The 20,397-nt window shown below is 45.2% G+C and carries 11 protein-coding genes; 10 read left to right on the top strand and 1 reads right to left on the bottom strand.

The features are described 5' to 3' along the window. Positions 1 to 18: 18 nt before the first annotated feature. Entirely contained in the window at positions 19 to 615 is a 597-nt protein-coding gene (locus tag E2R65_RS01920; protein WP_134334784.1) for a LutC/YkgG family protein, read from the top strand. 1 nt (position 616) lies between these two features. Here the strand turns inward: E2R65_RS01920 and E2R65_RS01915 are convergent, their stop codons facing one another. Continuing rightward, positions 617 to 1,486, bottom strand: a complete 870-nt coding sequence (locus E2R65_RS01915; protein ID WP_134334783.1) for an AraC family transcriptional regulator — start codon at positions 1,484 to 1,486, stop codon at positions 617 to 619. A 202-nt stretch (positions 1,487 to 1,688) separates the two neighbouring features. On the opposite strand from E2R65_RS01915, the gene E2R65_RS01910 reads away from it, so the two are divergent. The 9 genes from E2R65_RS01910 to E2R65_RS01870 all read left to right on the top strand — a co-directional run bounded on the left by E2R65_RS01910 (position 1,689) and on the right by E2R65_RS01870 (position 20,179). Then, on the top strand, positions 1,689 to 2,471 hold the full coding sequence (locus E2R65_RS01910; RefSeq protein WP_134334782.1) for an SDR family oxidoreductase: 783 nt from the start codon (positions 1,689 to 1,691) through the stop codon (positions 2,469 to 2,471). 5 nt (positions 2,472 to 2,476) lie between these two features. Further along, the gene (locus tag E2R65_RS01905) at positions 2,477 to 4,738 is read left to right on the top strand and encodes a glycoside hydrolase family 95 protein (RefSeq protein WP_134334781.1); all 2,262 of its coding nucleotides are present in this window, start codon (positions 2,477 to 2,479) and stop codon (positions 4,736 to 4,738) included. Positions 4,739 to 4,860: 122 nt separating this feature from the next. After that, on the top strand, positions 4,861 to 6,456 hold the full coding sequence (locus E2R65_RS01900) for a glycoside hydrolase (RefSeq protein WP_134334780.1): 1,596 nt from the start codon (positions 4,861 to 4,863) through the stop codon (positions 6,454 to 6,456). 131 nt (positions 6,457 to 6,587) lie between these two features. Then, a complete protein-coding gene (locus E2R65_RS01895; protein ID WP_134334779.1) occupies positions 6,588 to 8,969 on the top strand; it encodes a TonB-dependent receptor in 2,382 nt (793 codons plus the stop codon). 272 nt (positions 8,970 to 9,241) lie between these two features. Then, positions 9,242 to 10,903: an AGE family epimerase/isomerase gene (locus E2R65_RS01890; RefSeq protein WP_204986264.1), complete on the top strand. Its 1,662-nt coding sequence runs from the start codon at positions 9,242 to 9,244 to the stop codon at positions 10,901 to 10,903. A gap of 18 nt (positions 10,904 to 10,921) precedes the next feature. After that, entirely contained in the window at positions 10,922 to 13,447 is a 2,526-nt protein-coding gene (locus E2R65_RS01885; protein WP_204986263.1) for a glycoside hydrolase family 9 protein, read from the top strand. Between the two features lie 12 nt (positions 13,448 to 13,459). After that, positions 13,460 to 14,455 (top strand): glycosyl hydrolase, encoded by a 996-nt coding sequence (locus E2R65_RS01880; RefSeq protein WP_134334777.1) that lies wholly within the window; start codon positions 13,460 to 13,462, stop codon positions 14,453 to 14,455. A 124-nt stretch (positions 14,456 to 14,579) separates the two neighbouring features. Then, complete coding sequence (locus E2R65_RS01875) at positions 14,580 to 15,833, top strand: MFS transporter (RefSeq protein WP_134334776.1); 1,254 nt, start codon at positions 14,580 to 14,582, stop codon at positions 15,831 to 15,833. A gap of 212 nt (positions 15,834 to 16,045) precedes the next feature. Then, positions 16,046 to 20,179: a hybrid sensor histidine kinase/response regulator transcription factor gene (locus E2R65_RS01870; RefSeq protein ID WP_229704595.1), complete on the top strand. Its 4,134-nt coding sequence runs from the start codon at positions 16,046 to 16,048 to the stop codon at positions 20,177 to 20,179. Positions 20,180 to 20,397 lie beyond the last annotated feature (218 nt).

Raw genomic sequence — 20,397 nt, 5'->3', positions numbered from 1 at the left:
CCGAAATCCGAAATCAACATGACCTCCAGAGATAAAATATTAGCAGACGTACGTAAAAGCCAGCCGCCGGTAAGCAGCCTACCCGATATGCAGGTATGGGAAAATAAAGGGCAGGCCAACGCTAATGTTATAGATACTTTTAAAATGGTGGCAGCTAATGTTGGCGGTAAGGTAATTATCATCAATAAATTGGATGAGGTAAGGGGCCATTTGAATTTTATACCCGGTTCGCGCGTACTTACAACCATCCCCGCTTTGTTTGATGTTGCCGGTAATGCTGCAGATTACACCGATGCTATGCCTCACGAACTGGAAAATGTAGAGCTGGCCATATTACCTGCCGAATTTGGCGTAGCCGAGAACAGCGCCCTATGGGTAACCGAAACCCAGATGGGTACCCGTGTACTGCCTTTTATTTGCCAGCACCTGGCATTGGTTGTAAATGCTGCGGATATTGTACCGGATATGCATGCCGCTTACCTGCGTACCCAGGGTACCGATAATGGTTTTGCTGCCTTTATAGCCGGGCCATCTAAAACGGCGGATATCGAACAATCTTTGGTATTAGGCGCGCACGGGCCACGCAGCTTAATTGTATTTGTGGTAACCCCCTGATCTATTTTTTGATATAAGTTTTCTGATAACTTAGGGGGCTTTTACCGGTTATTTCCCTAAAGTATTTATGGAAACTGGCAAAATTGTAAAAGCCGCTTTCATAGCATACCTCTTTTACATTCAGCTGGTTATTGATAAGCAGCTTGCAGGCGTTACCCACCCGGATCTCGTTAATAAACCTCGAATACGTTTTTTTACTGCGCGATTTAAAGAATTTGCAAAACGAATTGGGGCTGATATTGGCAATAGCCGCAATTTCTTCCAGCGTTATCTTCTTCTTAAAGTTTAGGATGGAGTAGTTGTAGATGGCGTTGATTCGGTCTTTCTCCGATTCCTGAAAATTATGCTGAAAGCCCATGGATGCCAGCATCCTGGTATCGGCACTATCAGCAATGGCCAGTAATACCTCCATCAGCAATATGATCTTGCGGGGGCCTTCGGCAAAAATTATTTTTTCTATCAGGTTGCCTACTGCTTTAAGATGATCCCCGGTTATCTGGATCCCTCGTTTTGATTGCTTCAGCATGTTCCTGATCGGCTGGTTCTCCGGAAGCTCAAGAAAATGCTCTCCCCAAAAATTCTCGTTAAAGTGTATCACGCTCACATCAGCCGTGGTATCGGTTTGGGCATCAAAATAGCTATCGTCAAATTGCCAGTAATGGGGCAGGTTTGATCCTACAAGCACAATATCACCGGTATTGAACTGGCTGATGCAATCGCCGATGAATTGGGTGCCATTACCTTTTTTAAAAAAAACCAGTTCTACTTCGGGGTGATAATGCCAGTGATTGTTTATATTGGGTTTAATATCCCGCCTGGCACTAAATGAGTGTACCAGGTCTGTTGATACTTTTAATAATTGGGGCTTCATGAAAAAATTAATTGGGTCATTGAATTTACATAAATTCAATATAAAAGCCACAAAAGACTTGTATTTTTTTGTTTAAATACAAAATCGCATAATATTTTGATAAAAGGATAAAATATTTACCTTTTTACAAAGCCTTAATTTGTAAACCATCTTACTAATATAAAACCAATTATAACGGTACAAAGCCGTAAAAACCAATTTTATGGATCTACAGATAAAGGATAAAGTAATTATTGTTACCGGCGGTGCGCGTGGTATTGGCAAAGGTATAACAGTGCTTTTAGCAAAAGAAGGCGCTATCCCGGTTATTATAAGCCGTACCGAGGCCGAAAATATAAAAACGGCAGAAGAGATTGAAGCGTTTGGCGGTAAGGCGTATCATATCCAGGCAGAACTATCTGACCCTGAGGCCTGCCGTGCGGCAGTAGAAAAGGTGATACAGCAATTCGGCAGGATAGACGGCCTGGTGAACAATGCCGGCGAAAATGATGGCGTTGGTTTGCAGAATGGTAGTTACGAAAAATTTATGCAGTCGCTGCACAAAAACCTGGTGCATTATTACCTGGTAGCACATTATGCCTTGCCCGAGCTGATCAAATCGCAGGGAAGCATCCTTAATATCACTTCAAAGGTGGCAGATACAGGGCAGGGCGGCACATCTGCCTACGCAGCATCAAACGGTGGCCGCAATGCTTTAACAAGGGAATGGGCGGTTGAGTTATTGCCGCATAACGTGCGTGTTAATGCCGTGGCCGTGGCAGAATGCTATACCCCTTTATACGAGCGCTGGATACAAACCCTTGATAACCCGGAAGAAAAACTTGCATCCATCACCAAAAATATCCCCTTGGGCAAACGTATGACAACGGCCGAAGAAATTGCTAACGCGGCAATATTTTTGCTATCGCCGGTATCCAGCCACACTACAGGCCAGATTGTTTATGTTGATGGCGGTTATGTGCATTTAGACAGGTCTGTTCAATAACCGGTATGAAAAAGAGTTTTTTGTTGCGTTATACAGTCATCTGTATGATTGGTGCTGCAAGCTTGCTTTGGGTACAAAATACAGCCGCGCAAACCTTAAAGCTGTGGGACGATAAACCCGCTAAAAACTGGATGACCGATGCCTACCCCATTGGTAATGGGCGCATAGGTGGCATGGTATTCGGCGGTGTAGGGCAGGAGCATATCCAGTTTAACGAAATAAGCTTGTGGACAGGTAACGAAACCGAGACCGGCGCGTACCAGGCCTTCGGCGATCTTTACATCAAATTTAAGGATCCGGATACTCTTACAAAAAACTACCGCCGCGAACTGGATTTAAGCACATCGGTGATGAACATCGGCTATACGGCAGGTAATATCCATTACAGCCGACAGTATTTTTGCAGCTTTCCGGATAAGGTGATGGCGCTGCATTATACAGCGGATAAAGCGGACGCTTACTCGGCTACACTACAGTTGAGCGATGCGCACCAGGCGGTTATAACAGGCAATAAGGCAACGCTGCAAATAAACGGCAGGCTGGATAACGGCATGGTCTACAATGCTATTGTTAAAGTGCTTGTGGATGGCGGCTCTGTTGCTGCAGAACCAGACGGTAAAGGCGGTTCGCAGCTGAGTATAAGCAAGGCAAACGGCTTTACCATTTTACTGGCTGCCGCTACAGACTACACCAACAAGCGGGAGCGCAACTGGAAGGGTGAAAACCCTGCCTTAAAAGTGCAGAAAGCAATAGCGCTGGCATCAGCCAAAACCTACGCGCAATTACGGGCAGCGCATGTGGCCGATTATACCGGTTTGTTTGGTCGTGTATCGTTAAGCCTGGGCACTGCAAATGCAGCTGATACGCTTGTACCAACTTATCGGCGTGTTATTAACTATAAAAAAACAACAGACCCGCAACTGGAGGCTTTGTTGTTTCAATACGGGCGTTACCTGCTTATCAGTTCATCGCGCAAGGGGGGCTTGCCTGCAAACCTGCAAGGGTTATGGAATAACAGCAACAACCCGCCGTGGCGTAGCGATTATCACTCCAACATTAACATACAGATGAATTACTGGCCGGCCGAACCGACCAATCTTTCGGAATGCCATATCCCGTATCTCGATTACATAAACAGCATGCGCAAGGTGAAAACAGAAAGCACTGCTAAAGAATATCCCGGTACCCGCGGGTGGACGGTAAAAACCGAGAATAATATTTTTGGCGGATCGAGCTTTTTGTGGAACACGCCCGGCAGCGCCTGGTACGCACAGGGGATTTGGGAGCATTATGCGTTCACCAAAGATAAAGCCTACTTAAAAAGCTTTGCTTACCCCATTTTAAAAGAGATAACCGAATTTTGGGACGATCATTTAAAACGCCGGCCGGATGGCACTTTAGTGTCGCCAAAGGGATGGTCGCCAGAGCATGGGCCTACCGAGGATGGGGTTACTTATGACCAGGAAATTGTTTATGATCTGTTTACCAATTACATAGCTGCTGCTAATGTTTTAGGTGTGGATAAAGCTTATCGGGAGCATGTTGCATCCTTAAAAGAACATTTGTTAAAGCCAAAGATTGGTAAATGGGGACAGTTGCAGGAGTGGGAAACCGACCGCGACGACCCAAAAGATACGCACAGACATGCATCGCACCTGTTTGCCCTGCACCCGGGCAAGCAAATAAGCGTACTTAAAACACCTGCACTGGCGCAGGCGGCAAAAGTTAGCCTGCTTGCGCGCGGGGATGCCTCAACCGGCTGGTCCATGGCGTGGAAGATGAACTTTTGGGCCCGCCTGCTGGATGGGGGGCATGCTTATACCATTCTTAAAAATTTTATAAGCCTGGTAGGCGGCGCCGGCATTGATTATAACGAGGGCGGCGGTATTTATGCCAACCTGTTTTGCGCCCACCCGCCATTCCAGATAGATGGTAACTTTGGCTACACCGCCGGTGTGGCCGAAATGCTGCTGCAAAGCCAAACAGAAGAGATACAATTGCTCCCCGCCCTGCCAAAAGAATGGGCTACGGGCCGGGTAAAGGGTTTATGTGCCAGGGGCAATTTTGTAATAACAAATATGGAATGGCAGGATAGTAAAATAGTAAAGCTTTCCATCAGGTCGGTATCCGGCGGGGATTGTAAGATCAGGGTGCCTAATGCGCTTAAAACTGCTGCTGCAAGTGTAAAAGCAGTTACAGTAAGTAACAATATTAGCTACAGTTTTAAAAGCTATGCGGGCAAAACGTACAGTTTTACTGCCAAATAAATAAGGAATTGTTTTTACAGCGTGGTTAACTGTGAAGGCGATATGTGTAATAAAGATGTGATAGATTCAAGTTTGGGCGGGCTGCTTTTGCAGTCCGCTTTTTTTGTTTTAGTTTTAGCGTTATGCAATATTACAGATGCTTTATAAGCACAAGGCCGGCATTTTTTTTTACAGCACTACTGATACTCAGTCTATCAGCATACAGCCAAAACCGTGTAAAACCGCTTATAATTACTGTTGATGCACATAGTATGGCGCAAACCATTCATAATATTGGCGCATCCGGCTGCTGGTTCTCTGAAGGTATCGGCAAGAACTGGCCGGATGCCAAACGCGAAAAAATTGCAGAATTGTTATTCAGCAAACAAAGAAATACCGATGGCAGCCCTAAAGGTATAGGCCTTTCGGCCTGGCGGTTTAATATTGGCGGCGGCACAGCCGAGCAGGGCGACAGCAGCGGGATAAAGGATTTTAGAAAACGGGTGGAATGCTTTTTAAAACCCGATGGTACTTACGATTGGGCCAGGCAGGCTGGTTACCAATGGTTTTTGCGCAAAGCCAAAGCCTATGGTGTAGAAAACCTTATTGCTTTTGCAAACACGCCGCCGGTGCAGTTTACGCAAAACGGCCTGGGTTTTAAAACCGTTAAAGATTACAAGGCTAATTTAAAGCCCGATGCTTATAACGCTTATGCCAGCTTCCTGGCAGATGTGGTAGCGTACTTTGATAAACAAGGCCTGCACTTTGATTATATAAGCCCCGTGAACGAACCGCAGTGGGATTGGTATAACAAACCGGGCCAGGCCAGCCAGGAGGGCAGCCCGTGGACGAATGCCGAGATCAACCGGGTTGTTACTGCGGTTGATGCATCCCTGCAAAACAAAAAACTGACCACCAGGATACTGACAACCGAAGCCGGGATGCTTACTTATTTGTATGGTGGTAAATCCGTAGCATCTAAACAAATACAGCAGTTTTTTACCGATAGCAGCAAATACAGTTTAAATAAACTTAAACAAGTGCCAAAAGTTATTGCAGGCCATAGCTATTTTACCGATTATGGCGATAGCAGCATGGTAGCGGTAAGGCGCCACCTGGCAGATACCGCGCGTAAGTACGGGGTTGAGTACTGGCAGTCGGAATATTCTATGCTGGGCGATGGTTTTAGGGAAGGCAGTAAAGAAAAGCGCAGCGGGATGGACTGCGCCCTGTTTTTGGCAAAAATAATAAACCAGGACCTTACCGTTGGCAATGCTGCTGCCTGGCAGTTATGGAACAGCTACGAGCCCGGTGATGCCGAATGGGATACGCGTTATTACCTTATCGCCTTAAAACCAAATGATAAACATACCGATGGCGAGTTTACCATCACCAAAAACCTTTGGGCCATGGGTAATTACAGTTTGTTTGTGCGCCCCGGCATGAAAAGACTGCTTACCGGCCGTAACGACGGGATAAACGAACTAAAGGCCCTGCAGGACGTGATGATAGCTGCCTTTACCGGCGGTAAAGATAAGCTGGTAATGGTGCTTATAAATTATACCAACAGCAGCCGCGCTTTTGTGCCGCAGCTAAAAAACTTTAAACCGGTTAAAAACTATCGTACATACACCACCACAGCTGCGACGGGCGAGGATCTGAGACCGTCTGCGGTAACTAAACTAAGCAGGCCCGTGGTGCTAAAGCCCCGGTCGGTAACTACTGTTGTGTTTAACTGATGTGAAAAATATTATGGTCATATCCCAGGCAAATGATATAATCAGCAAACAATAAGCCCGAAAAGTATAGGTTGTTTTTATGTTAATAGCTTATTTTTGCAAATTTAATTATCCCCCAAAAATTACTTTCTATGATATTGTGCAGCCGTATAAGGTTTAAGAAACTGTTAGGTTTGGTATTGATGCTGTGTATCTCTGCATCTGTTTTTGCGCAGTCGCGCTCCAGGTTATCGGGTACGGTTAAAAATGCCGCTCAACAGCCTGTGCCGGGTGCTAATGCAAGCCTGCTTAATACCGGTTATGCCACATCTGCCAATTTACAGGGTGATTTTGTTTTTTATAATGTGCCTGCCGGCACTTACGTATTGCATGTAACAGGCCTTGGTTATGCAGCTGTCAATCAAAATATAACGGTTAAGGGTAACGGTTCGGTTAGCATTTATCTTACCGAAACAAATAAACGGCTGGACGAAGTAGTGGTTACCGCGCAAAAACGCGAGGAAGATGCCGCGCAGGTTCCGTTTAGCATCACGGTACTGTCAGCTAAACAGGTGCAGGATTATAATATCCGTAACCTTAAAGATATTACTGCAATTGTGCCTAACCTTTATTCGGCCAACCCTGGCGATAATCGTAATGTTACAGGCATTAGGGGCATAGCAACCACTTCTTATGATCCTGCCGTTGCCACCTATATTGACGGGGTGAACCAGTTCGGCCTGGATACCTATATCCCACAGTTGTTTGATGTAGACCGTATAGAGGTTTTACGTGGGCCGCAAGGTACGCTTTACGGCCGTAATGCTATGGGCGGGGTAATCAATGTATTAACCAAACAACCTGCAAACACCCTTACCGGTTTTGCAGAAGCAAGCTATGGCAGCTATGGCCAGCAGCGGTACAGCCTGGGTATTCGTGTGCCTTTGGTAAAAAATAAATTGTTTTTAGGTGCTGCAGGTTTGTATGATGGCTTTAACGGGTTTTACACCAACTTATTTAATAACAGTAAGCTGGATAAGCAGCATTCTTTTACCGGTAATTATTATTTAAAGTACCTGGCATCGCAGTCATTCGCGCTTACTTTAAATATAAAAAATTATGCCAACCGTAATTATGGCCCGTTTGCATTAAGCGGTTCGCCTGCAGATGCGCTTTCCATACCGTTTAAGGTAAACCAGAATGCTACCACTAAAATGGTAGATAATATTTTTAATGCTTCGTTATCTGCAAACTATACAGGGCGTAATTTTAACTTTATATCCAGCAGCACTTATCAGCAAAATTACCGTTACTACACAACGCCTATCGACGGCGATTTTTCTCCGCTGGATGCCGTATCGGTGATCAATAATTATGGCCCCAAGTTTAACCAGGTAAAAGTAGGCACGCAGGAATTCAGGTTTGCGGCCCCGGCATCTGCGGCTAACTGGAAATGGACGGCCGGCGTTTACGGGTTTTACAGATACAGCCCAAGCAAAGTGGGTACTCATTTTGGGGCCGATGCAGCGGCTGTTGGCTCGCCGATAACAGATTTTACCAGCATCAACACCAATACCGAACGAAACTACGGCGCCGCGGTTTTTGGGCAGATAGTGTATGTGATAACCCCTCAATGGGATATAACAGCAGGCTTACGTTATGATTACGAGCACAAAAAGGCAACCGTAAAAGGCGAATTTCAGCCAGATGGCGCCGACGCGATAACTACGCAGGCAGATACCTCATCAACTGCCAATTTTAAGGCTATAACGCCAAAACTAAGCTTGGCTTATCATATCAGCCCCAATAATAATTTGTATGTTACTTACAGCCGTGGTTTCCGGGCGGGGGGCATCAGTCAGTTGGGTTCAGATCCATCGCAGCCACCTCTCTTTTCCTACAAGCCCGAATACAGCAACAGCTACGAAGCCGGTTCTAAAAATACCTTATTTAATAACCGTTTAACGCTTAACCTATCCTTATTTTACGTTAGGGTTAATAATGCGCAGGTGCCAACCTTAATATTGCCGGCTGCCATTGTAGTTACCAAAAATGCAGGCAGGTTAAACAGTTACGGCGCCGAGGCAGAGCTGGCCGCCAGCCTGTTTAAAGGGCTTAATTTATTTTATAATTTTGGTTATACCCATGCCCGCTATGGTAATTTACAAGTACCCAACCAGGGGTCAATACTTAATCTTAACGGTAACCGGCAGGTTTACACGCCGGATGTTACATCCATGCTGGCTGCACAGTACGGGTATTTGTTGGGTAATAACACACATACCAAACTCATAGCCCGCGGCGAATGGCGTTACCTGGGTAAACAATACTATGATCTGGCAAATAACATTGGGCAGGGCGCTTACAGTACCTTTAATGCGCGGTTGGGTTTAAGCACTACCCGTTTTGATGCATTTGTATGGGGCAGCAACCTGGCAGATAAGCGTTATATAGATTATGCCTATGATTTTGGCGCATCGCACCTGGGTAACCCCCGCATGTATGGTATAACTGTAAGGGCAAACATTCTGTAATAATTTATATTCCTCCAGGTTTTTAACAATTATTTAACCCGGATGCATCATATGCATTCCGGGTTTTTTGTAAGATTATGCGGGTGGCGTTTTGTTGGATAAACCTTCAAATACGCTTTGTTAACATTTGTTCTATAAATTTTAACATCTGTGTTATAGGGCTGGCAAGGCGGTTAATAGCTTTACAAAAGTTATTAAACCAACAGATCCCGGATCATTTCTTTTTTGATTTTAAATTTCAGGCCCATTTTTAAATGTGCCGGTATTAACCTATGACGAACTCTTATATTTTTTTTACAGGCCGGCTAAAATGGCGTTATTATTTTTGTGCCGCTGGGTTGTGCCGCCGGTTAAGCATCTTCAGCCTTTTTAGTGTAATGTTATGCGGCCTTAATACGGCTTACGGGCAGGGGCGTAATGCACTTGCTGCAGAAATGCGCGCCTCTATGGTGAATAAGCTTTTAAAGCAATGGTACCCTCGCGCTATTGATACAATGGATGGTGGATTTTTAAGCACGTTCAGTTATAATTTTAAACCGGTAGGCAATCAGGACAAAATGATTGTTACCCAGGCCCGGCATATCTGGAGCAACGCCAAGGCGGCGCAGCTTTTTCCGGATGTAAAATATTATGCTTATGGGGCAAAACACGGCTATTTTTTTCTGCGCGATGTTTTGTGGGATAAGCAATACGGCGGTTTTTATACCTATACCGACAGGCAGGGTAAGGTAAAGCAAAGTAACTTTGCCCAAAAAGAGGCTTATGGTAATGCATTTGCCTTGTATGCCCTGGCCGCTTACTACCAGCAATCTGGCGATACAAGCGCTTTAAACCTGGCTAAACGGGAGTTTATCTGGTTAGAACAGCATAGTCACGACCCTATCCATAAGGGCTACTTTCAACATATGGAGCGCGATGGTACGCCTGTAAACAGGCCGGCAGGTATCAGCCCCAATGCAGAACTGGGATATAAAGACCAAAATACATCCATCCATTTGTTAGAAGCATTTACCGAGCTGTACCAGGTTTGGCCGGATGAATTATTGCGGGCGCGATTGCAGGAGATGCTAACCCTGCTAACGCAAACTATTATTAACCCCAAAGGCTATCTGCAACTTTTTTTTCAGCCGAATTGGACGCCCGTATCATTAAAAGATTCTTCAGCAACGGCCATTGCCAGGTACAAAAGTATCGATCATGTTTCTTTCGGGCATGATGTAGAGACCGCCTACCTGATGCTGGAGGCATCGCATGTATTGGGGATAAAAAACAACGCGGCTATTTTACAGCTGGGTAAAAGAATGGTAGACCATGCTTTGGATAACGGATGGGATAACCAGGTTGGCGGTTTTTATGACGAGGGCTTTTACTTTAAGGATAAACCGGGTATCAGCATTTTGGCCGATACCAAAAACTGGTGGGCGCAGGCAGAGGGTTTAAACACACTACTGATCATGAGCCATTATTACCCTAAGGACGGGCATCAGTATTACAGCAAGTTTTTACAATTGTGGGCCTATGTTAAAACTTACCTGATAGACCAGGAGCATGGCGACTGGTACCAGGGCGGGATTGATAAACAGCCGCAGTATAAAACAGCATTAAAAGGGCAGATATGGAAAGGGACCTATCATAACCTGCGTGCATTAATAAATTGCGTGGCCCGGCTTCATCCGGATAGCACCCCGCCTGCTGCTCCGTCAAGGCTTAAAAAAAGCATCAAAAATGGCGTGGCTGTATTGAGCTGGAACAAAGCAGCCGATGATAATGCGTTGATGGGCTATGATATTTACAGCGGTAATAAACGGGTCGCTTTTACGCCGCTAACCAAAACTGCAATTACTATCCGGGGCTTTAAACCGGGTGCCGGTTTATACTTGCAAGCCATAGATCTGCAGGGTAACCGGTCGGCAAGGGTACGGTTTAACAGGTAGTAAATTTAAACACAAACTATGATGAATTTTTATAATAAAAAGCTGTTGGCCAACGCCCTTATTTTTTTGGCGGTAATGGCTGCGCAGATAACACAGGTAAAGGCACAGGGTAAAAAGGCTGCCGGGCAAATGGTTTTAAATAAGCTGGAATACCTGGAGTACCAGGGTGTAAACGTTATGCTTGCGCATGATTTTTACCCCGAGGGGCATCAGGGAGGGGTAGGCATTATCCAGAACGGGCAGCGTGTGGCCACCAACGGCGATCTGCGGCTGGAGCCGACGCCGGGGCAGTGGTCGCCCATCCCTAAGGTAGGCAAGCGGGTGATAGATAAGGCCAGGGGCGAAGTAAGCGTGCGGATGGAATATCCGAATCCCGAGATTGACCGGAAGGGGTTTAACCCCATCATATATCCCGATCTTAAATTTGCATACCACATCCGGGTGTTGCCGGCAGGTAAATCCTTTAAAATAATTATTGATCTGGATAAGCCCCTGCCTGATGAGTGGGTAGGCAGGGTAGGCTTTAATATAGAACTTTTTCCGGGTATCCTGTACGGCAGATCCTATTACATGGATAAGCAGTTTGGTATTTTTACGCCGCAGGCTAACGGGCAGATGTACAAAAGCCCTTATGGCGAAAACGAAGTAATGCCTTTAGCCACCGGCAAAAAGCTAACCGTTGCGCCGGAAAGTGATGACCAGCGGATGATCATCGAAAATTTAAAGGACAGTAACCTGCAACTGCTGGATGGGCGGGCAAAGCATAATAACGGCTGGTTTGTGGTACGCTCTTTAATTGCGAAAGGGGCTGCAAAAAATGCCATAGAGTGGCTGGTAACACCGCACGCTGTAGATGGCTGGCAATCTGCCCCGGTGGTGCAGGTATCACAGGTAGGGTACCACCCGGCCCAGCAAAAAATAGCCGTGATAGAACTTGACCGTAAAGATAAAAAACGGCCGGCGGTATCTTTAATGCGTGTAGCCGAAAACGGGGGGATGCAAGCGGTATTAACTGCGGCGCCTGCAGAATGGGGCGATTTTTTAAGGTATCACTACCTGCAGTTTGATTTTAGCCGCATTACCAGCCCGGGAATGTATGTGGTCAAATACGGCGCATACCAAACAGCGCCGTTCCAGATAAGTACGGCTGTTTTTAAAAACGACGTTTGGCAGCCAACATTAGCTTATTTTATGCCTGCCCAGATGTGCCATATGCGCATTAACGATAAATACCGGGTATGGCATGGCTTATGCCACATGGATGATGCCCGTATGGCGCCGGTTGATTCTAACCATTTCGACGGGTATATCTCTGGCCATAGCACCCTCACCAAATTTAAACCCGGCGATAACGTGCCTTTTCTTAACCGTGGGGCTTGGCACGATGCCGGTGATTTTGATCTGAGGGTAGAATCGCAGGCAGAGACGGTGCACGGCCTTACGCTGGCTTATGAAGCTTTCGGCATCAGGTACGATAATACCACCATCGATCAGAATAATCATGTAGTAGAGATACAGCAGCCGGACGGAAAGCCTGATATCTTGCAGCAGATAGAGCACGGCTTGTTATCTATAACCGGGGGTTACCAGGCCATGGGCAGGTTTTACCGCGGTATTATCGAGCCTTCCATCAGGCAGTACGTGCTGTTGGGCGATGCCGCAAATATTACCGATAACAAACCATACATTACCGGAGCCATTAATACCACCCCGGTATTAAACCAGCCAGCCCCGGCAGATGACCGCTGGGTGTTTACCGAGGATAATCCATCGCGCAGCTTACAAACCGCAGCCGCATTGGCAGCTGCCAGCCGGGTGATGATAGGTTATAACGATACCCTTTCGGTACAATGCCTGCAAATTGCCAAACAGATATGGCAAAATAACGCAGGCGTAAACCCCATGCAAAAAGTTGCACTGGCTACCGAGTTACTCATCACCACAAAAGATAGCATATATGCAGCTTTTTTGCTTGCCAATGCACCGGGTATTGCAAGCAATATAGAGCATACCGGCTGGCTGGTTAGCCGTACCATGGGCCTGGTAAACAACCCCGCTTACCGCGATACGATTACCGGTGCGGTTAAAAAGCTTTATGCAAAAATACAGCAGCAGGGCAGCAAAACACCTTATGGTGTGCCTTATGAGCCAAGCATCTGGGGGGCTGGCTGGGGCATACAAAACTTTGGCTACAGGCAATATTTTTTATATGCCAGTTTCCCCGGTATTTTTACGGATGAATATATGCTGCATGCCATCAATTTTATATTGGGCTGCCATCCGGGTGCTAATACTTCATCCTTTGCATCGGGTGTAGGGGCAAAATCAATGACTACCGCCTACGGCTTTAACCGTGCCGATCTTTCTTACATCCCCGGTGGTATCACTTCGGGCACAGCGTTGATCCGGCCCGATTTTCCGGAGCTGTTAAACTGGCCGTATCTATGGCAGCAGGGCGAGTATGTGCTGGGCGGCGGCACTACAGATTACCTTTTTTTGGTGATGGCTGCGGATCATGTGTTAAATAAAAAAGCAATCAAATAATTAGTAAAAAGCATGAAAAATTTCATCCTGCCGATTTTAATATTATTAAGTATATGCGGCTATGCACAGCAGCAGTTTGCACCGGTTAACCCTAATGCCTCGCCCGAAGTAAGGCAGCTGTTATCTTATATTTACAGTATTAAGGGCAAACAGATCATATCTGGCCAGCACACTTATCCTCATTATCCTAACAGGCATTTAGATAGCGTAAAGGCCATTACAGGCAAACAGCCCGCCCTCTTCGGGAGCGACTTTATTTGGAGCGGCACCCGCGACAGAGGCCAGGAAATTGTGAACGAAGCCATAAAAAGGTATAAAGAAGGCAGCATAATTTGCCTGATGTGGCACCAGGGCAGGCCTACAGATAACCCGCCCTATGGCTGGAAAGAAAGCGTGCAGGCCAAGCTTACCGATGAGCAATGGAATGAGCTGGTAACACCTCATACCGAATTGAATAAAAGGTGGCTTAAACAGATAGACCAGGTGGCCGTATGGCTAAAGCAGCTGCAGGATGCTAAGGTGCCTGTGTTGTGGCGGCCATATCATGAAATGAACGGTGTTTGGTTTTGGTGGGGAAATAAAAGGGGCGAGAACGGTATCTCGAAATTGTGGCGTATGATGTATGACCGTTATACCAATTACCATAAACTGAATAATCTGATATGGGTATGGGGAGCAAACGGCCCGCGCGACTTGCCCGAGGATGAGGCTTATGCCTATAAATATTTTTATCCCGGCGCCCGGTATGTGGATATTTTGGGTACGGATATCTATAATGCAGATTATGAGCAAAAGGATTATAACGAATTGCTGGCCTTGGCCAAGGGTAAACCTATTGCACTAACCGAAGTTGGGGAGCTGCCCAAGCCCATTATACTAAAGTACCAGCCGCAATGGGTATGGTTTATGGTTTGGAGCGAATGGTTATGGACACATAACCCGCGCAGCCTGGTTAAAGAAATTTATACAAGGCCCGAAACCATCAACCTGGGCGATAAAAAGCAATAAGGTATAATTGATGATAAATTAGTTATTGATAGCCAATAAATTACAGGATAAACACTATTTTAGGCAACCAATTTGGGCGGGCCGCTGCCTGCCGTATTATAAACCATTTTAAACCTGATTAACGATGATCACGATTGAGCGCAACAAACTTTTTTGGGCAAGCTGCCTGGCGTTGCTGGTAACTGCACTATCATTTGGCATACGTGCCGGGATAATGAATAAACTGGGCACAGATTTTAGTTTAACAACCGAGCAACTGAGTGTTATTACGGCCGCCGCATTTTGGGGGTTCCCGCTGGCAATTGTGATAGGTGGTTTTGTGGTAGATATTATCGGCATGAAAAAGCTGCTGGTAATGGCATTCGTATTTCATTTAGCGGGGATCTGCCTAACCGTTTTTGCAACCGGTTACTGGACGCTGTTTATCTCTACCCTGCTTATCGGTATTGCAAACGGCACCGTAGAGGCCGCCTGCAACCCGCTGGTGGCATCCTTATTTACAGGTAATAAAACAACCAAACTTAACCACTTTCACCTGTGGTTTCCGGGCGGTATTGTAATTGGTACCTTGCTGGTGCTGGCTTTAAATTATATTAACATAGGCTGGCAGGTACAGGTTGCCGTAATGATAATACCAACACTGATATACGGTTACCTGTTCTACACGCTTGATTTCCCGGTTACAGAACGTGTTGCATCGGGTTACTCAACTGCCGATATGTACAAAGCAACGTTATCCCCATTATTTATTTTTATGTTCATCTGCATGTTTGGTACAGCCGTTACAGAGCTGTTTACCGGGCAATGGATAGATGTGCTTTTAAAGAACGTAACGGGCAACCCCATCCTGATACTTACCCTTACAACCGGTGTTATGGTAATAGGGCGCGGTTTTGCAGGGCCAATTGTGCACCGGTTTTCGCCGCAGGGCGTTCTGCTGATGTCTGCCATTGTTGCAGCAGTGGGCTTGTATCTGTTAAGTACCTTAACGGGTAATTCCATATTTTTTGCGGCATTTATATTTGGTGTGGGGGTATGCTATTTTTGGCCTACCATGATAGGCTTTGTAGCCGAGTACATTCCACGGTCGGGCGCGCTGGGTTTAAACCTGATGGGCGGCGCCGGGATGTTTGCGGTATCTGTTTACAGTATTTTTATGGGCAAATATTATGATGGCCTGGTACTAAAACATTTGCCTGCGGGTAAACTGGCTTCAGCCGAGGCTATTAATACCGCTAAAAGTTTGGCCGGGCCCGAAGTGCTTCGGCTTACGCTGGTCATCCCCATAATTTTGATCATCGGTTTTACCGGGCTTAATTTCTATATGCGGTCAAAAAAAATCAAGCAGGCAGCAGCTGTAAAGGTTAACGCGGTTTAAATTGCTTTAAAACAAATTGTTAGGTGTTGTTGGCGGCTTAAATATAGCGCTTTCTGCAAAGGGGGCGCTCTGTTTATTTTGCGAGCAGTTGAGGTATTGGTGGCATTTATTATTATCTTTAATGAACAGTTAATTTTTTTTTCATAATTTTCTGTTCACCAATTATAGCAATGCGTTTTAAAATATATGTTTTATGTATATGGCTTTTTGCCATGCCGGCATATTTATATGCGCAAAATAACAGTTACCAGTTTTCTCATTTAGATATCACCGGCGGCCTGTCTGATAATCAGGTGAACTGTATTTATAAAGACGATAAAGGCTTTATGTGGTTTGGTACCACATCCGGCCTCAACCGTTACGATGGCAACAAGATCAAAGTATTTAAACGCGATGTTAAGGACCCTAATTCGCTTGCCGAGAACCACGTTATGCGTATTGCCGAAGGGCCCGGTAAAAAATTATGGATCTTTACACACAGCAATATCAGTATCTATGATCCATCTACCGAGCAATTCTCTAATAACATTGCCGCAGCACTATCGCAGTATAAAATTCCGGCAGGGCCTGTTACCCGGGTAGAAAAAGACAGGCAGGGCGAATTTTGGTTTGTAACCAGCAAAAAAGGCCTTTACCGCTACGATCCCAAAAAGCAGCAAACATCTTTTTATAATACATCGGCAAAGTCGCCGGCTGTTTTACATGCAAACCATATTATCCATGTTGTAGCTTCGCAGGCTAATTGCTTATGGCTTATTTACAGCGATGGTATTATTGAGCAGTTAGATACCAAAACCAACAAAATATTAACCCGGTTTGACGGCCTTGCCCGCGCGCTTGACAACAAACCCCGGAATTTTGTGATGATAATGGATAACAAGCAAAACCTGTGGGTGTGTTCTGATGCGGGGCCTATCGGCGTTTACTGCTATAAAACACAAACCGGTAAGCTTATCCATTACAGCAAGGATACGCCGGCGGGCAGGCTTAATTCAAACATGATCACCAGCATCATTCAAACAGATGATGATAAGATCTGGGTAGGGTCAGACCATGGCGGCATCAACGTAATTGACCCGGTTACCAACCAGGTGCATTACATATTAAGCCGTGCCGATGACGCTAAATCTTTAAGCGGTAACAGCCTGTATCTGTATAAAGATAACACCGGGATCATCTGGGCCGGTACCTTTAAGCAGGGCGTAAACTATTATCACCGGGATATTATGCAGTTCCCGCTTTATAAGCATCTTACCAACGATCCTAAAAGCCTGCCTTACGGCGATATAAACAGTTTTGAGGAGGATGATAAGCAAAATTTATGGATAGGCACCAACGGCAGCGGGCTGGTGTATTTTAACAGGGCGGCAAATACCTACACGCAGTTTAAGCACAACCCCAAAGATCCAAATAGCCTGTCGAACGATATCATCATCCGGTTGTACATTGATAAACAAAAAAAGCTTTGGATAGGTACTTACTTTGGCGGCCTGGATTGCTACGACGGCAAAACATTTAAACATTACCGCCATAATAATAACGACCCCGGCAGCTTAACGGACGACCGGGTTTACACCATGATAGAGGATGCCGCCGGCGAGCTTTGGGTAGGTACCTTTGCGGGCGGCTTAAACGTTTTTAACCCCAAAACAAATAGCTTCCGGCACCCTAAAAATCCGGGAGTTTCTGATTATACCGCCGTTATTTACGAGGACAGGCAGCAAAACAAATGGATAGGCAGAGACAGGGGGGTGGATGTTATCCTGAAATCATCGGGAAAAATAAAGAATTATCTATCAGAACCTAAAAACCTGAACAGCCTGGTAGGCAACGATGTAAATACCATTACGCAAGACAGGAGAGGGCTGATATGGATAGGTACTAAAGACGGGTTGAGCATATTAAATACCAAAACCAATAAATTCCTGAACCTGGAAGAGGGTGTGAATTTACATGCCAACAATGTATCTAACATTATTGAGGATAATGCCGGGCTGATGTGGGTAAGCACAACCAATGGCCTGGCAAGCATCAAGCTTACCGAAGCTGGCGGCAAATACAAATTAGAAGTTAATAACTATAATGAACTGGACGGGCTGCAGGGCAGGGCATTTAATTTGTATGCCGCAATGCGCTTAAAAAGCGGCGAATTGGTATTTGGCGGAATAAATGGCTTCAATATCTTTGATCCTCAAACTTTAAACAACTCCAAACCCAGGCCCAACCTGTTATTTACCGATCTTAAATTGTTTAATAAAAGCGTTACCGCAGGCGATACTGTAAACGGCAGGGTTATTTTAACCAGGGCCCTTTCAGAAACAAAGGATATTACTTTACAGCATAACCAAAACGTTTTTGATATTGAATTTGCAGCCTGCGACTATTTTAACCCCGATAAAACAAAACTTGAATATAAGCTTGAAGGGTTTGACAAAGGATGGATAACTGCCGGGAATGACCGCAAGGCTACTTATACTAATTTGGATGGCGGCAATTACACCTTTAAGGTACGCTTGCAGGGCGCAGGCGAGCTAAACGAAGGGCAAATTTCATTAAATATAACGGTGTTGCCGCCTTTCTTTAAATCAACTTTTGCTTACATCAGCTATTTTGTTTTGCTGATTGGCGGGCTGTTTTACATGCGCCACCGCGGCATTCAAAAATTAAAGCGCGAGTTTGAAACCACCCAGGCCGCTACAGAGGTTGAGCGTAAAATAGCAAGGGAGCGCGAAGAAGCCCAGCGGATGCACCAGCTTGATTTGATGAAGATCAAGTTTTTTACCAATGTAAGCCACGAGTTTCGTACGCCGCTTTCATTGATCTTATCGCCCATTGATAACTTAATTAAAACCGTTGATAAGCCCGACCAGCACAGCCAGCTGGTTACCATTAAAAGGAATGGTAAAAGGCTGCTTAACCTGGTGAACCAGTTGCTGGATTTCAGAAAAATGGAGTACAACGAATTGAAGCTTAGTTTAAAACAAGGGGATATTGTTAAGTTTATAAAAGAAGTTTCGGCCTCGTTTATGGATGTTGCCCATCAAAAGCAAATAGAGTTTTTAATAGAAAGCGATGTACAATCGTATGTTACCAATTTCGATCAGGATAAGGTTGAGCGGATTTTGTTTAACCTGCTCTCTAACGCTTTTAAGTTTACACCATCCGGCGGGCAGATAAGTGTAATGCTGAGTTTATTGCAAAGCCATAACCATGCGGATGTAAACAGCCTTATTATAAAAGTAATAGATACGGGGATTGGTATCGCCGTAGAGAACCAGGGTAAGGTGTTCGACCGCTTTTTTCAGGATGACATGCCCGAAAGCCTTTTAAATCAGGGTAGCGGTATTGGCCTTTCTATCACCAAGGAATTTGTGAAGATGCAGGGCGGTGCTATTGAACTGGAAAGCGAGCCCAATTATGGCAGTTGTTTTACAGTTACCCTGCCGGTTGAGCTACAGTGCGCGGTGCAAGCGCCTGAGCCGGTAACCGGTACAGCGCCTGATGCACCCGCCCCTGTTGCGCAGAATATATTGCAAAGCCTGCCGGGCGCAGAAAAAAAGACCACTATTTTGCTGATTGAAGATAATGACGATCTGCGGTTTTATTTAAAGGATAACCTAAAAAACAGTTTCCATATCATCGAGGCTGTTAACGGGAAGGACGGCTGGCAAAAGGCGCTGTCTATGCACCCAAGGCTGATTGTAAGTGATATCAGTATGCCCGAAATGAACGGCATCGAGCTTTGTAAAAAAATAAAGAATGATGCGCGCACCGCTCATATCCCGGTTATTTTATTAACGGCCCTTACCACCGAGCAAGACCAGCTGGCCGGCATAGATAGCGGCGCAAACGATTATATCTTAAAACCATTTAATTTCGAGATACTGCTCTCTAAGATCCACAACTCGTTGCGAATGCAGCAAACCCTTAAAACCACCTATCAAAAACAAATAGAGGTAAAGGCAGAGGATATTCATGTGGTATCGGAAGACGAAAAGTTTTTAAAAAATGCTTTTGAATGTATAGAATTAAACATCACTAAAGTAAATTTTTCTGTAGAAGAATTGAGCAGGCAGCTTAACCTGAGCCGGGTATCGTTATACAAAAAATTGCTTACGCTTACCGGCAAAACCCCTGTAGATTGTATCCGTACCGTGCGTTTAAAAAGGGCTGCGCAATTACTTCAAAAAAGCCAGTTAAGCATTGCCAGCGTTGCTTACGAGGTAGGCTTTAACAACCCTACCTATTTTTCGAAGGTTTTTAAGGAAGAGTACGGTATGCTGCCATCAGAATATGTTAACAAATCCCGCGAAAGTAAAAAGGAACAGTTGAGTTCTGCCGTATAAATCACCCCCTTTTTTGTTTTATCTAAACAGCTTGCAGTGGTTATTATACCCGCTTTTACCGGTGCCTGCTGTGTCAGGGTACTAAATATTTTTATCTGGTCTGCGCAATTATTAGTTAATTAATTGATAATCAATTAATTAATATAGGTTAACATTTGTGGTATAAACATTAACATTTGTGGTACTCTATATAATTACAGTAACATACTTTTATTTCG

Source organism: Mucilaginibacter phyllosphaerae, assembly GCF_004378255.1.
Taxonomy (GTDB): Bacteria; Bacteroidota; Bacteroidia; order Sphingobacteriales; family Sphingobacteriaceae; genus Mucilaginibacter; species Mucilaginibacter phyllosphaerae.
Note: the sequence above shows the minus strand (reverse complement) of the source record. Positions and strands in the feature narration are given on the sequence as shown.